Raw genomic sequence first — 13,648 nt, 5'->3', positions numbered from 1 at the left:
TAAATCGTATGCAAATTATTTTAAGGGAACTGGAGGACATATGACTAAACACACTAATTCCGAGGATTCCCTGCCAGATGTGCACGGTATGCTCTGTTTCTCTCTTTACTCTGCGGGACATGCTTTTACTCAGCTCTATCGTCCCATGCTTGATAAGCTTGGCCTGACCTATCCCCAGTATCTGGTGATGGTTACCTTGTGGAATCAGGATGGGCGAACAGTGAAGGAACTGAGTGGAATTCTTTTTCTTGAGTCAAGCACGTTGACCCCTTTACTGAAGCGGCTGGAGACTGCTGGGTTGATCACCCGGACACGTAATCCGAAGGATGAGCGCGAAGTGCTTATCCACCTGACGGAGAAGGGGGAGGCGCTGAAAAGCGAGACCAGCACTATCACGCGCTGTATTGTGGATACCCTGGGGATGGACGCCGACATCATTGCTGACATCAAAGCATCAGTCGATAAGATCCGTGACAAGATCCACCGTGCGCAGAAACCGGACGCCAATGACCTGGCCTGATGGGGTCATTCGGGCAGAGACATACTGTCCATTCGTACGCTCTATGAAACACTGAATTTACTGGAGGGCTGTTTTTCGAATTGAGGAATCTCATTATGATGAGGGCTAATGATTCCCAGGGGATACCACATGCGCATTGACAATCTACAGTATTTTTTTGACCCACTTTGCGGCTGGTGTTATGCCAGCTCGCCCGCCCTGAATTATCTGGCACAACATTACATCGAAAAGCTCACGTTAATGCCCAGCGGTCTTTTTTGTGATGAGGGTGCCCGGCACATCACCGCCCAATGGGCAGAATATGCGTGGACAAACGATCGGCGTATCGCTTCGCTGACCGGTCAGCCATTCAGTGAGAGCTATCACCAGCTCCTGAACTCAGGTGCGCGCTTTGATTCGACGTTTATGAACCGGGCACTTACGGCTTTTCATGAAATCAGCCCGGCGGCAGAGGCAGGGCTGCTTCGTGCACTGCAACATGCCCGCTATGTACTGGGGCGTAATACCGCGCAAAGTGATGTGGTGGAAGAGATCGGCATCGCCTGGGCTCGGGAAAATAACGTTGACCTCAACCCTAATGACTTTGCCGGCCGGCTTGATGCCGATAACGCGCTTCGCAGCCTGACGGACGACAGGATCGCTGACGTAAAGCGTCTTATGAATCAAAAAGGTTTCAGGGGGGTTCCGCTGCTGTTGGTTACGGTTGACAGCACTGAGCACATTATCAGCGGCCACGATCTCTACGGTGGAGCAAAAAGCATCGGCGAGGCGCTGGCAAAGCTTGCGTAGCCAAAACGAGGCTTCCGGTTTTACACACCGGAGCTTCGTTTATCACCTGTTCGAATGCCCGAATCATTTCTGGCGGGAGAGGGAACGGAAAGAGCAGTAGTACCCTGCAGATGCGATAAGGCAGAGCATATACCCGAATGATTCGCTGCCTTCCTCCACGACATTCTTGACCACCCTGACGTAGCTTTGATCGAGTATCGCGTACCATAATTCGTGCATTCCAAACAGCCGGGAGAAAACCAGGACTGCCAGCAGACCACTGAGCATCATGCCGTACCACGGGGTACGGGTATAGTGGGTCAGTTGCGTAAGAGTAAGTCGGAAATGGATAACGGGATAAAGCAAAGCGCAAATAGCGGAAAGTAGTGCAAACCACACCCAACTTCCATGAGCCAGAAGATCAAAAAATGCATCCAGTTCGCGAATCAGCATGGAGAGGAAAAAGCCGCCGATCAGGATGTTGCAATAGCGCATGAATTCCCATTTCTTCGCCAGGAGGAAGTGAATAAATACGATGCTCACTAAAACCGATTCCTGCACAATTTCGGTCAGCGATATCTCCGGTATATCCAGATTAAATAAAGAGATATCCGCCCACAGACAAAGTACGGGCAAGGAGCAGGCTGCTGACGCGAAAAGAAAGAAGAAAAAGCTTTTGAGCACAGACATTAACACCACCACTTTCATTCAAAACACCTATGATAAGTGGCTTCGAACGAAAATCTATTTCACTTTGTGCGCTATAGGCATGAATTTTAAGCATATTGAGCTACTTAGCGAGGGTGCGTTCACTCTGTGCCGATAAGATCCCCCCTTTCAGGGAGCTCTCCGTCACTAAAGAGGCAATATGCTTTGGCTATCACAGGATGCGAATACATGGCCCCAGCGGCTTTAGTTTTCATAGCCATTCAGCCGTCCGGGTGTTTAAGCGGTTATAATAAAAAATAAAAACTTTGCTTAAAAAAATTTTCTGTGCCTAAATAGCGTCATCGGTTTGGAATACAGACCTTATAAAAGCAGTTTAGTAAAGCAGTCCTCAGTTCAGGTGTTATCAATAGATACTCTTCTTCGTGAGCCTCCTCCTAAGTGCCAAATAAGTTACTCTCTAAATACAGGCCATCATCGCCGCGCTTAGTGGCTCAAAAAATAAGGAATTATCTATGTCTAATAAAATGACTGGTTTAGTAAAATGGTTTAACGCTGATAAAGGTTTTGGCTTTATCACGCCTGACGACGGCAGCAAAGATGTATTCGTACATTTCTCTGCTATTCAGAGCGACAGCTTCAAATCGCTTGATGAAGGCCAGAAAGTGTCCTTCACCATTGAAAATGGCGCTAAAGGCCCGGCAGCGGGTAATGTTTCTCCGCTGTAAGTCGCGCCTGTTATCAATGACCCTTACGATAGCGATGAAGACGCGAGTCTGAGCAGTTAAGCTTCACTGATAACAAAAAAACCCGCCGAGTGCGGGTTTTTTTATGGCTCCAGGAAAATTGTTATTCTGTTTTGCCGACCTGTTTTCAGAGACAATTATCCTTCACCCGGAGGCGGGATGCGGTCCCGAAGGCTGTATTCCTGTGATAAACGCCAGAAATCATGACCAGCCGGATGCTGATATAAGCGGAGCGAGAATTGACCGGCGACAGCGGTGATGTATTCAAATATCGCTGACTGGGTATTTTCATACTCCATCCACAGTACGGATGAGGTAAAACAATAAATTTCCAGGGGAATACCCGACGGCGTAGGCTTTAGCGTTCGCACGACAATATACATATCTTTGATAATATCAGGCCGATCGGCGAGCCATGCCATCAGGTAGTGCCGAAAAAGCGTTAAATTTGTCAGGCCATTATCCATAAACCAACTGTCCGGTACGCCCATGGGATCACGCCCGTCGATGAGCTTTGCCAGCGGTTCATTCGTGCCGCGCAGGGCCAGCATCGGGGCCAGCGTTTCCTGAGTGAGGAATTTAACGGAGTGCTGATCGATAGTGGTGCTGCGCATAATCCGGCGCGCCCCTGACGAAAACATGGCCTGCCAGTTGGTATACGTTTCGGTCAGGAAGTTTTTGGTCGGGATACGCGAGATTGTGTTATCCCAGTTACGGATGGTAATAGTGTGCAGCGCTATGTCGGTCACTTCGCCACTCAGGTTCTTATCGGGCATTTCAATCCAGTCCCCCAACTGCAGGACATCATTTGACGAAAGCTGGATATTGGCCACGAGCGAAAGCAGGGTGTGCTGAAAGACTAACATCAGTACGGCTGCTACGGCCCCGAGGCTGGAAATAATGATCGCGGGGGATTTATTCGACATGACGGCAAGGATCATGATCGCAGCGATGATGTGGATAAATATTTTCCCTATCTGAATATAGCCTTTGATAGAGTGATTTTTACGCTTCGTCTTGCGTAAATAAGAGCTGTTGACAATATCCAGCATCTCATTGAAGAAAACCGACAGAAAAATAAAGAATAAAATCCCACAGATGGTATTTATTGCCGTCACCAGCGATGCCGGCATATTGGGCATAAACTGCAGGACGTAATAAACGATAATAACCGGAATGAAATTTGACAGCTTCTCGGCAATACGACGATCTTTTTCCAGCGGGACATCCTGTTTGTGGCTGGAAAAGAAGACCTTACGAACGATTTTTATGAGCAGGAATTTGCACATCAGGTGCGCAAAGAAACCAGAGATGACCAGCAGAATAAGATTAAATCCAATGGCCAGAGCCGGATTGCTTTCTATGAATGTTAATAAATAATCCAAGTACACCACCGCTTATCGCCTGAATCGTATGCCATTTTGTATTAACCTCATTCAGGAGATAAATACAAAGATTTAACCAAATCATATAATGGCATATCCGGTACAGGCAAGTCCACGACCTGAATCCTAAGCCGCACCGAGCTATTTTGTTGCGGTCAGTAACTTTATTTTCAAATTCGTTCCAGGCGATAAAAGCAGGCGAATGTGCGTGGCAGTGCCCAGAATGGCGGCGCTAAAGAAACACCGTCTGGCGGCGAAGCCAGACGGTGGAGAGGTTACGCTTTGCGCGTTGCCGCTTTCATTGCGCTGACAAAGGTTTTCAGCTCAGCCAGCATTTGCTCTGGCTTGTCCACGTTCTTCTCAATGATTTTAACGATAGCGGAGCCTGAGATTGCACCGGCTGCGTTAGCGTCAATCGCCGCGGTGACCTGGTCGGGAGATGAAATCCCAAAGCCCTGCAGCGGAGGGGCCGCGTGGTATTCAGCCAGCTTTTCGACCAGATGATGCAGAGGCAGCGCCGCTTTGTTCTCCGCGCCGGTTACACCCGCACGGGAGAGCAGGTAGGTATACCCGCGACCATAGGAGGCAATCTGGCGCAGCAGTTCATCATCGGCGTTTGGCGGGCAGATGAAAATAGGTGCCACGTTATGTCGCATCGCCGCCTGACGGAACGGCGCAGACTCTTCTACCGGTACGTCTGCCACCAGAACGGAGTCGACACCCACGCGCGCGCACTCGGCGTAAAACTCATCAATACCACGGTTAAACACCAGGTTGGCGTACATCAGCAGGCCAATCGGGATCGTCGGATGCTTCTGGCGGATCGCCGCCAGCATCTCGAAGCACTGAGTGGGCGTCACGCCTGCGGCAAACGCGCGCAGGGTGGCGTTCTGGATGGTCGGGCCATCCGCCAGCGGGTCAGAGAACGGAATACCCAACTCCAGCGCGTCGGCACCCGCTTCAATCAGGGCATCGATAATCTTCAGCGACTGCTCCGGGCCAGGGTCGCCCAGCGTAACGAAGGGAACGAACGCGCCTTCCTGGCGGGATTTCAGTTCGGCAAATGCATTATCATAGCGTTCCATCAGATTTCCCCTCGTGCTTTCAGAATATCGTGAACGGTGAAGATGTCTTTGTCACCGCGACCGGACAGGTTAACGACCAGCAGTTGCTCTTTTTCCGGGTTCTCTTTCATCATTTTCAGCGCGTGCGCCAGGGCGTGGGAAGACTCCAGCGCCGGGATAATCCCTTCGCTGCGGCACAGCGTTTTGAAGGCTTCCAGCGCTTCGTCATCGGTAATAGAAACATAATCCGCGCGACCCGTGCTGTTCAGATACGCATGCTGGGGTCCAACTGACGGAAAATCCAGGCCCGCAGAGATAGAGTAGGACTCTTCAATCTGGCCTTCCTCGGTTTGCATCATTGGCGATTTCATACCGAAGTAGATCCCCACGCGGCCATGCTTCAACGGTGCGCCATGCTCACCCGATTCAATACCGTGACCGGCAGGCTCGACGCCAATCAAACCCACGCGGGTGTCGTCGATGAAATCAGCAAACATGCCGATGGCGTTAGACCCGCCGCCGACGCAGGCGATCACCGCATCCGGCAGACGACCTTCTTTTTCAAGGATTTGCGCTTTGGTCTCTTCACCGATCATGCGCTGGAATTCGCGCACGATGGTCGGGAACGGGTGCGGACCCGCCGCGGTACCGAGCATGTAGTGCGCGGTTTCGTAGCTGCCAGACCAGTCGCGCAGCGCTTCGTTACAGGCATCTTTCAGCGTCGCGGAACCGCTGTGCACCGGAATCACTTCCGCCCCCATCAGGCGCATACGGAACACGTTCGGAGACTGACGCTCAACGTCTTTCGCACCCATGTAAATGCGACATTTCAGGCCGAGCAGGGCGCTGGCGAGCGCAGAGGCTACGCCGTGCTGGCCTGCACCGGTTTCAGCAATAATTTCGGTTTTCCCCATACGCTTCGCGAGCAGCGCCTGGCCGAGAACCTGGTTAGTTTTATGTGCGCCACCGTGCAGCAGATCCTCACGCTTGAGATACAACGTCGTGTTTGTGCCTTCGGTCAGGTTGCGACATTTCGTCAGTGCTGTCGGACGGCCCGCATAGTTTTTCAGCAGGTCGGTAAATTCCGCCTGAAATGCCGGATCTTTCTGCGCACTGACGAACGCCTCTTCCAGCTGGCGCAGGGCGGGCATCAGGATTTGCGGGACGTACATCCCGCCGAACTCACCAAAATACGGGTTAAGTAATGTCGTCATCTTCTCTTCCTTAATATGCACGCAGAGTGTTAAAAACCGAGGCCAGTTTGCTGGCATCTTTAATACCCGGTTGTGACTCTACGCCTGAATTGAAATCGAGGCCTGCGCAGCCCGCTTTGGCGGCTTCCACGCAGTTATCCGGGCTTAATCCACCCGCCAGCAGGACGTTGTCCAGCTTTTCGCCATTTAGCAGTGACCAGTCAAAACGCTGACCCGTACCGCCCTGGCCGTTGTCGAGCACATATTTATCAACATGATTCAGGTTACGTGCGGGCAGGGTGGTACCCACGCTTTGTGCTTTCCAGATCTGCACCTGAGGGGCGAGGTCTGCACGCAGCTTATCGATGTAGGCTTGATCCTCATCGCCATGCAGTTGCACCGCACTCAGGGATAACGTTTCGGCTTTTGCCACGACGTCTGCGATATCCGCATTACGGAACACGCCCACATAGCTAAGCGGCGCTGCCGCGATCACATTGCGCGCCTGTTCCTCACTGACGGCACGAGGCGAGGCGTCAACAAAGATCAGGCCGCCGTAAATGGCCCCCGCGTCATACGCGGCCAGGGCATCCTGTTCGCGAGTTAAGCCACACACTTTGTTTTCACCGAGCAGGACGCGACGCACCGCGGCGTTAAGGTCGTCATGTTCCATCATGGCGGAACCAATCAGGAAACCGTTGGCGAAGTGGCTCAGCTCGCGCACCTGAGCGTAGCTGTTAATGCCGGATTCGCTGATTACCGTGACGCCAGAACCCAGACGCGGCGCAAGCTGGCGCGTACGGTTCAGGTCAATCGACAGGTCACGAAGATCGCGGTTGTTAATGCCGACCACTTTGGCTTCCAGCGCGATGGCGCGCTCCAGTTCTTCTTCATTACTTACTTCGGTCAGCACGCCCATGTTTAGACTGTGCGCTACGGCAGACAGCTGGCGATACTGCTCGTCGTCGAGTACCGAGAGCATTAGCAGGCAGGCGTCAGCCTGGTAAAAACGCGCAAGCCAGATCTGATACGGGTCGATAATAAAGTCTTTGCACAGGATCGGCTGCGGCGCGATGCCGCTGACGATGGGCAGAAAATCGAAGCTGCCCTGGAAATATTTCTCATCCGTCAGCACGGAGATGGCGGACGCATGATGCTTATAAATACCGGCGATACGCGCCGGGTCGAAATCGTCACGAATAACGCCTTTTGACGGAGAGGCCTTTTTGCACTCCAGAATAAAGGCGGTGCGTGCGCCCTGCAGGGCGTCATAGAAACGACGGCTGCTGGGAACAACATCATTCTGGAAACTGGCAAGCGGCTGCTCTGCTTTGCGGGCTTCCACCCAGATGGCCTTATCGGCAACGATTTTCGCTAAAACGGTCTGCATTCTTTACCCTCTTGCCGCAAGTGCGGTAACGCGATCGTAAGCTGCACCGGAGTGCAGTACATCCAGAACTTTTTGGGCGTTAGCCTTCAGGTCTTCCTCACCGTGCAAACGCATCAGCATGGCGACGTTGGCTGCCACGGCGGCCTCATGCGCGGCCTCACCTTTACCTTGTAGTAAGCGCGTCAGAATGTCACGGTTTTCTTCCGGCGTGCCGCCCGCCAGCGCGTCCTGATGATAGGGTGTTAAGCCGAAATCAGACGCCTCCAGCTGATAGCTAAGCACTTCGCCGTTGTTCAGCTCGGCCACAAGCGTCGGTGCGTGGAGAGAAACTTCATCCATACCGCCGCTGTGTACCACGGCGGCACGCTGGTAACCCAGGACGCGCAGCGTCTCGGCAATCGGCAGGACCAGTTCAGGGCTGTATACGCCAATCAATGCCAGCGGCGGATGGGCCGGGTTAATCAGCGGACCGAGCACGTTAAAGAGCGTGCGGGTTTTAAGCTGCTGGCGCACCGGCATCGCATGGCGGAAACCGGTGTGGTACTTCGGCGCGAACAGGAAGCAGACGCCCAGGTCATCCAGCGCTTCTCGGGAACGTTCGGCATTCATGTCGAGGTTAATACCGAACGCGGCCAGCAGATCGGAGGAGCCAGACCGACTGGAAACGCTGCGATTACCGTGTTTCGCCACCTTCATCCCGCATGCCGCCGCCACAAAGGCGCTGGCAGTCGAAATATTGATACTGTTGCTGCCGTCGCCACCGGTACCCACGATATCGGCAAACGGATAGTCCGGGCGCGGGAACGGGGCGGCATTTTCCAGCAGGGCCGTGGCGGCACCGGCGATCTCCTGCGGGCTTTCGCCGCGCACTTTCATACTCACCAGCGCCGCGGCCAGCTGTTCAGGCTTCAGCTCGCCGCGCACTACGGCGGAGAAGAGCTGGTGGCTCTCCTGCTGGCTAAGGGTCTGCGCCTGGTACAGTTTCTCCAGAATCGGTTGCAGGGTATTGGTCTGCTCCAGCTTCTGTAGCGCCCAGTCGAGGGTCTGCTCCAGCAGACGGGCACCGTGTGACGTCAGGATCGATTCCGGGTGGAACTGCATGCCGCAGACGCGATCTGCGTCGTGACGTACCGCCATCACCATCCCTTCAAACGAGGCATTAATCGTCAGCCCGGCGGGAATATTACTCCCGACCAGCGAGTGATAGCGCGCAACCGGAAGTGGATTCGGTAACCCGGCAAACATCGCCTGGCCGTCATGTTCAATGCTGGAGGCTTTACCGTGCAGGATCTCGCCCGCCTGGCCGACATAGCCGCCGTAGGCTTCAACGATCGCCTGGTGACCGAGGCAGATGCCGATAATCGGTAGCTTGCCGCGCATGCGGGTCAGCAGCTCCGGCATACAGCCAGCTTCACTTGGCGCGCCCGGACCCGGGGAGAGCATCAGCACCGGGTTTTGCATGGTCGCCAGACGGTCAATCAGGGTCTGCGCCGGTACGTGGTTGCGGTAAATAACGACGTTATGGCCATTCGCACGCAGCTGATCTGCCAGGTTATAGGTAAAAGAGTCGATATTATCGAGCAGCAGAATGTCAGCCATCAGAAAATCTCCTGTGCATGATGTGCGGTAGCAATGGCGCGCAATACCGCGCGAGCCTTACTGCGGGTTTCGTCAGCTTCAGACTGCGGAACAGAGTCGAGAACAATCCCGGCGCCGGCCTGGACGGTGGCAATTCCGTCTTCAACGTAGGCAGAGCGGATCACGATGCAGGTATCGAGATCGCCGTGGGCGGTGAAGTAACCCACCGCGCCGCCGTAGCTGCCGCGACGACGACCTTCGGCAGCGGCAATCAACTGCATCGCACGCACTTTCGGCGCGCCGCTCAGGGTGCCCATGTTCATGCAGGCCCGGTAGGCGTGCAGCACATCGAGGTCGCTGCGCAGTTCACCCACCACGCGGGAGACCAGATGCATGACGAAGGAATAACGGTCGACTTTGGTCAGATCAGCCACGTAACGGCTACCCGGCGTGCAAATACGCGCAAGGTCGTTACGCGCCAGGTCAACCAGCATCAGATGCTCGGAGAGCTCTTTGTGGTCAGTACGCATTTCCAGTTCTATGCGGCTGTCGAGATCGCGATCCAGTGAACCGTCGGCACGACGGCCGCGGGGGCGGGTGCCCGCAATTGGGTAGATCTCAATCTGGCGGCTGGTAGCGTCGTATTTCAGGGAGCTTTCCGGTGACGCACCAAACAGAGTGAAATCATTGTCCTGCATAAAGAACATGTAAGGGCTCGGGTTACTCTTTTTCAGCACATCGTACGCTGCCAGCGGCGACGGGCAGGGGAGAGAGAAACGACGGGAAGGCACTACCTGGAAAATTTCCCCGGCGCGAATCGCTTTTTGCATCTGGCGAACCACGGCCCCGTACTGATCGTCGGTCTGGTTAACCTCACACGTCATCTGCTCGACGCGCTGTACCGGCAGCGCAGGGGGTGCCTCCGTCATTTGCTGCTGGAGTTGAGCGATGCGATTTTCGAGGCGCTCTTTCTCAGCCGCGGACGGCGTGAACAGGCTGGCCTGGATGCGGGTGTATTTTTTCTGATGGTCGATCACCAGCAGGGTCTCGGCCAGATAGAAGCAGTAATCCGGGCAGCGGTTACCCTGCTCGGTTTCCGGCAAATCTTCAAACCCGGCGACCAGGTCATATGCAAACAGCCCGCCGAAGAACATCGCTTCACGCTCATCTTCCGGCACGGTGACCAGATTTTGCAGCAGGCGGAAAGCGTCGAAAACGGACAGCGAGCAGAGGCGGGCATCTTCGTCCAGCAGCTGGCTTACCGGAGGAAAATGCAGAATTCGCTGGTCCGGGTGACGTTTATTCTCGATGCCCGCAGGCAGGGCAGCATCAAGCAGCGGCAGCAGCGATGCGCCATTGTCAGAGAGTGCCTTGATGGTGACAGTGTCACCTAACGCGGTAATGCGCAGCGCGCTGTCGACCAGCAACAGGCTTTTAAGATCGTCCTTGCTGTCGATATCTGCAGACTCCAGCAGCAGCGTTGCCGGACGTGCGCCGCACACCTGATGAAACAGCGCGGTCGGGTTGTGGCGATAGGCCGCCTCGCAGGTCAGCAGGTCGAGATGGGGTTTGGCTGTTTGCATGTTGTTGTTCTCATTTATTCTGTTCAAAAAAAAGCCCGCTGGGTAGCGGGCTGGGTATCTGTTTGCATTTCGCAGACGCGTGACACTGCCCGAAAATCAGGAAGTGCGCCACCAACCGTGCAGAGTGAAATGTGCTGTCATTTTCAGATACCTTTCTCGTGTGAACTTGCGTACTAGTTAACTGGTTCGGTGGCGAGTTGTCAACCCTTGATTTCAGAATTTCGCGTTAAGTCGGTATCATGGCGGTTTCGGATGTCTCCAACCTGTTATGGGAAGTGCTTTGAGCGATACCACCTACGCCATTATTTATGATTTACACAGCCATACGCAGGCTTCTGATGGTCTGCTGACACCCGAAGCCCTGGTTCATCGCGCGGTTGAGATGCGCGTCGGCACGCTGGCGATAACCGATCACGATACCACTGATGCCATTCCGGCAGCGCGCGCTGAGATTGCCCGCAGCGGGCTGGCGCTGAATCTGGTCACCGGGGTCGAGATCTCAACCGTCTGGGAAAACCATGAAATTCATATCGTTGGTCTAAACATCGATATAGAACATCCGGCACTTGTAACGTTTTTGCAAGAACAAAAAACGCGCCGCAACCAGCGAGCGGAGATGATCGGCGAGCGTCTGGAAAAGGCGCATATTCCGGGCGCGCTGGAAGGGGCACAAGCGCTCGCGAACGGTGGGGCAGTCACGCGCGGTCATTTCGCCCGTTTTCTGGTTGAAGCGGGCAAGGCAACGACCATGGCGGATGTTTTTAAAAAGTATCTGGCGCGCGGGAAAACCGGATACGTTCCGCCACAGTGGTGTACAATAAAACAAGCTATTGATGTGATTCATCATTCTGGCGGTAAGGCCGTGCTGGCCCATCCGGGGCGGTATAATCTTTCTGCTAAATGGCTGAAAAGACTGCTGGCACACTTTGCTGAATGCGGTGGCGAGGCGATGGAAGTCGCCCAGTGTCAGCAGGCACCCAATGAGCGTGCGCAGCTTGCGACTTATGCTCGCCAGTTCGGCCTGTCAGGGTCGCAGGGCTCTGATTTCCATCAGCCCTGCGCATGGATTGAACTGGGGCGCAAGCTTTGGTTACCGGCAGGCGTTGAGCCGGTCTGGCAGCTCTGGGAACAGCCGCAGCAAATTGAAGAGAGGGAAGTATGAGTCAGTTTTTCTATATTCATCCGGATAACCCGCAGCCACGTCTGATCAATCAGGCCGTGGAGATCGTCCGCAAAGGCGGCGTGATTGTTTACCCGACCGATTCTGGCTACGCGCTGGGCTGCAAAATTGAAGACAAAGGGGCGATGGAGCGTATCTGCCGTATTCGCCAGCTTCCGGACGGCCATAACTTTACGCTGATGTGTCGCGATCTCTCTGAGCTGTCGACCTATGCGTATGTTGATAACGTGGCGTTTCGCCTGATTAAAAACAACACGCCGGGTAACTACACCTTCATCCTGAAAGGGACGAAAGAGGTTCCGCGCCGCCTGTTGCAGGAAAAACGTAAAACCATCGGGATGCGCGTACCGTCGAACCCGATCGCGCAGGCGCTGCTGGAAACCCTCGGCGAACCAATGCTCTCGACTTCGCTGATGCTGCCGGGAAGTGAGTTTACCGAGTCCGACCCGGAAGAGATCAAAGATCGTCTGGAGAAGGTGGTTGAGCTGATTATTCACGGCGGCTATCTCGGTCAGCAACCGACCACCGTGGTCGACTTAACCGAAGATGCGCCAGAAGTGATTCGTGAAGGCGTGGGCGATGTTAAGCCTTTCTTGTAGAGGTGTAAGCAGATATACTACGCGGCCATCAAAGCAGGGCCAGGCCCTCTTTTGACCTGATTCGACGCCTGTGAAGGCGACACCTGAGGAAGCTCAATGAGCGAGAAGTTACAGAAAGTGCTGGCGCGCGCCGGCCACGGTTCGCGCCGTGAAATCGAAGCCATTATTGAAGCGGGCCGCGTGAGTGTGGACGGTAAAATCGCCACGCTGGGTGACCGCGTAGAAATCGTACCGGGGCTTAAGATCCGCATCGACGGTCATCTTATCTCCGTGAAAGAGTCTGCTGAACAGATTTGCCGCGTGCTGGCTTACTATAAGCCGGAAGGCGAGCTGTGTACCCGCAACGACCCGGAAGGTCGCCCGACGGTGTTTGACCGTCTGCCTAAACTGCGAGGTGCGCGCTGGATTGCCGTGGGTCGTCTGGACGTTAACACCTGCGGCCTGCTGCTATTTACCACCGACGGTGAGCTGGCAAACCGTCTGATGCACCCAAGCCGTGAAGTGGAACGTGAATATGCCGTGCGTGTCTTCGGCCAGGTTGATGAAAATAAACTGCGCGACCTGTCGCGTGGCGTTCAGCTGGAAGACGGTCCTGCAGCATTCAAAACCATCAAATTTACCGGTGGTGAAGGGATTAACCAGTGGTACAACGTCACCCTGACAGAGGGGCGTAACCGCGAGGTGCGTCGTCTGTGGGAAGCGGTAGGGGTTCAGGTTAGCCGCCTGATTCGCGTTCGTTACGGTGACATTCTGCTGCCAAAAGGTCTGCCGCGTGGCGGCTATACCGAACTGGATCTGACCCAGACCAACTACCTGCGCGAGCTGGTGGGGCTAACGCCGGAAACCACCTCAAAAGTGGCGGTGGAGAAAGATCGTCGTCGTATGAAGGCGAACCAGATCCGTCGTGCGGTGAAACGCCATAGCCAGGTGAACAGCAGCAACCGTCGCTCTGGCAGCCGGAATAACAACGGTTAAT

At 54.5% G+C, this 13,648-nt stretch carries 14 protein-coding genes, 1 pseudogene and 1 other annotated feature; of the genes and pseudogenes, 6 read left to right on the top strand and 9 right to left on the bottom strand.

The features are described 5' to 3' along the window. Positions 1–40 precede the first annotated feature (40 nt). Positions 41–520, top strand: a complete 480-nt coding sequence (locus L383_RS15700; protein ID WP_014884107.1) for a MarR family winged helix-turn-helix transcriptional regulator — start codon at positions 41–43, stop codon at positions 518–520. A 129-nt stretch (positions 521–649) separates the two neighbouring features. Continuing rightward, positions 650–1,309 (top strand): DsbA family protein, encoded by a 660-nt coding sequence (locus L383_RS15705; RefSeq protein ID WP_032629009.1) that lies wholly within the window; start codon positions 650–652, stop codon positions 1,307–1,309. A gap of 63 nt (positions 1,310–1,372) precedes the next feature. Here L383_RS15705 and L383_RS15710 read toward each other — a convergent pair whose 3' ends face one another. Continuing rightward, positions 1,373–1,978, bottom strand: a complete 606-nt coding sequence (locus tag L383_RS15710; RefSeq protein WP_032629007.1) for a hypothetical protein — start codon at positions 1,976–1,978, stop codon at positions 1,373–1,375. 491 nt (positions 1,979–2,469) lie between these two features. On the opposite strand from L383_RS15710, the gene cspA reads away from it, so the two are divergent. Then, positions 2,470–2,682: a transcription antiterminator/RNA stability regulator CspE gene (gene cspA / locus L383_RS15715; RefSeq protein WP_014884103.1), complete on the top strand. Its 213-nt coding sequence runs from the start codon at positions 2,470–2,472 to the stop codon at positions 2,680–2,682. A gap of 155 nt (positions 2,683–2,837) precedes the next feature. On the opposite strand, the gene L383_RS26340 is transcribed toward cspA, so the two are convergent. The 8 genes and pseudogenes from L383_RS26340 to trpL form a co-directional block, all read right to left on the bottom strand. Further along, complete coding sequence (locus tag L383_RS26340) at positions 2,838–3,566, bottom strand: mechanosensitive ion channel family protein (RefSeq protein ID WP_323189860.1); 729 nt, start codon at positions 3,564–3,566, stop codon at positions 2,838–2,840. Between the two features lie 107 nt (positions 3,567–3,673). Further along, positions 3,674–4,094: pseudogene (locus L383_RS26335) on the bottom strand (hypothetical protein). 266 nt (positions 4,095–4,360) lie between these two features. Beyond that, entirely contained in the window at positions 4,361–5,170 is an 810-nt protein-coding gene (gene trpA / locus L383_RS15725; RefSeq protein WP_014884101.1) for a tryptophan synthase subunit alpha, read from the bottom strand. Next, a complete protein-coding gene (trpB, locus tag L383_RS15730; protein WP_014884100.1) occupies positions 5,170–6,363 on the bottom strand; it encodes a tryptophan synthase subunit beta in 1,194 nt (397 codons plus the stop codon). Before trpB ends, trpA begins: the two co-directional genes overlap by 1 nt. A gap of 10 nt (positions 6,364–6,373) precedes the next feature. Beyond that, the gene (gene trpCF / locus L383_RS15735) at positions 6,374–7,732 is read right to left on the bottom strand and encodes a bifunctional indole-3-glycerol-phosphate synthase TrpC/phosphoribosylanthranilate isomerase TrpF (RefSeq protein WP_014884099.1); all 1,359 of its coding nucleotides are present in this window, start codon (positions 7,730–7,732) and stop codon (positions 6,374–6,376) included. Between the two features lie 3 nt (positions 7,733–7,735). Beyond that, positions 7,736–9,331 (bottom strand): bifunctional anthranilate synthase glutamate amidotransferase component TrpG/anthranilate phosphoribosyltransferase TrpD, encoded by a 1,596-nt coding sequence (trpD, locus tag L383_RS15740; RefSeq protein ID WP_023330556.1) that lies wholly within the window; start codon positions 9,329–9,331, stop codon positions 7,736–7,738. Further along, positions 9,331–10,893: an anthranilate synthase component 1 gene (locus L383_RS15745; protein WP_023330555.1), complete on the bottom strand. Its 1,563-nt coding sequence runs from the start codon at positions 10,891–10,893 to the stop codon at positions 9,331–9,333. The genes trpD and L383_RS15745 overlap by 1 nt, the downstream gene beginning before the upstream one ends. A gap of 25 nt (positions 10,894–10,918) precedes the next feature. Continuing rightward, positions 10,919–11,013: a sequence feature (Trp leader region), on the bottom strand. Continuing rightward, complete coding sequence (gene trpL, locus L383_RS26525; protein ID WP_106993556.1) at positions 10,990–11,034, bottom strand: trp operon leader peptide; 45 nt, start codon at positions 11,032–11,034, stop codon at positions 10,990–10,992. Its footprint overlaps the feature before it by 24 nt. A 139-nt stretch (positions 11,035–11,173) precedes the next feature. Here trpL and rnm point away from each other — a divergent pair, with 139 nt between their 5' ends. From rnm to rluB, 3 genes are all read left to right on the top strand, one after another. Then, positions 11,174–12,055 carry an RNase RNM gene (rnm, locus tag L383_RS15750; RefSeq protein ID WP_032629004.1) on the top strand — a complete coding sequence of 294 codons (882 nt, stop codon included), beginning with the start codon at positions 11,174–11,176 and terminating at the stop codon, positions 12,053–12,055. Next, positions 12,052–12,672 (top strand): L-threonylcarbamoyladenylate synthase, encoded by a 621-nt coding sequence (locus L383_RS15755; protein WP_003856793.1) that lies wholly within the window; start codon positions 12,052–12,054, stop codon positions 12,670–12,672. The genes rnm and L383_RS15755 overlap by 4 nt, the downstream gene beginning before the upstream one ends. Before the next feature lie 96 nt (positions 12,673–12,768). Further along, positions 12,769–13,647: a 23S rRNA pseudouridine(2605) synthase RluB gene (gene rluB / locus L383_RS15760; protein ID WP_014884095.1), complete on the top strand. Its 879-nt coding sequence runs from the start codon at positions 12,769–12,771 to the stop codon at positions 13,645–13,647. Position 13,648: the final 1 nt, after the last annotated feature.

The sequence above is a fragment of the Enterobacter sp. MGH 37 genome (assembly GCF_000534515.1).
Taxonomy (GTDB): domain Bacteria; phylum Pseudomonadota; class Gammaproteobacteria; order Enterobacterales; family Enterobacteriaceae; genus Enterobacter; species Enterobacter kobei.
This window is presented reverse-complemented; position numbering and strand designations above follow the sequence as displayed.

Excerpts from the sequence above, each read along its gene's own strand:
- rluB (WP_014884095.1), top strand. The coding sequence starts at position 12,769 with ATGAGCGAGAAGTTACAGAAAGTGCTGGCGCGCGCCGGCCACGGTTCG.
- L383_RS15755 (WP_003856793.1), top strand. The coding sequence starts at position 12,052 with ATGAGTCAGTTTTTCTATATTCATCCGGATAACCCGCAGCCACGTCTG.
- L383_RS26340 (WP_323189860.1), bottom strand. The coding sequence starts at position 3,566 with ATGTTAGTCTTTCAGCACACCCTGCTTTCGCTCGTGGCCAATATCCAG.
- trpD (WP_023330556.1), bottom strand. The coding sequence starts at position 9,331 with ATGGCTGACATTCTGCTGCTCGATAATATCGACTCTTTTACCTATAAC.
- L383_RS15745 (WP_023330555.1), bottom strand. The coding sequence starts at position 10,893 with ATGCAAACAGCCAAACCCCATCTCGACCTGCTGACCTGCGAGGCGGCC.
- cspA (WP_014884103.1), top strand. The coding sequence starts at position 2,470 with ATGTCTAATAAAATGACTGGTTTAGTAAAATGGTTTAACGCTGATAAA.
- L383_RS15710 (WP_032629007.1), bottom strand. The coding sequence starts at position 1,978 with ATGTCTGTGCTCAAAAGCTTTTTCTTCTTTCTTTTCGCGTCAGCAGCC.
- trpCF (WP_014884099.1), bottom strand. The coding sequence starts at position 7,732 with ATGCAGACCGTTTTAGCGAAAATCGTTGCCGATAAGGCCATCTGGGTG.
- L383_RS15700 (WP_014884107.1), top strand. The coding sequence starts at position 41 with ATGACTAAACACACTAATTCCGAGGATTCCCTGCCAGATGTGCACGGT.
- L383_RS15705 (WP_032629009.1), top strand. The coding sequence starts at position 650 with ATGCGCATTGACAATCTACAGTATTTTTTTGACCCACTTTGCGGCTGG.
- trpA (WP_014884101.1), bottom strand. The coding sequence starts at position 5,170 with ATGGAACGCTATGATAATGCATTTGCCGAACTGAAATCCCGCCAGGAA.
- trpB (WP_014884100.1), bottom strand. The coding sequence starts at position 6,363 with ATGACGACATTACTTAACCCGTATTTTGGTGAGTTCGGCGGGATGTAC.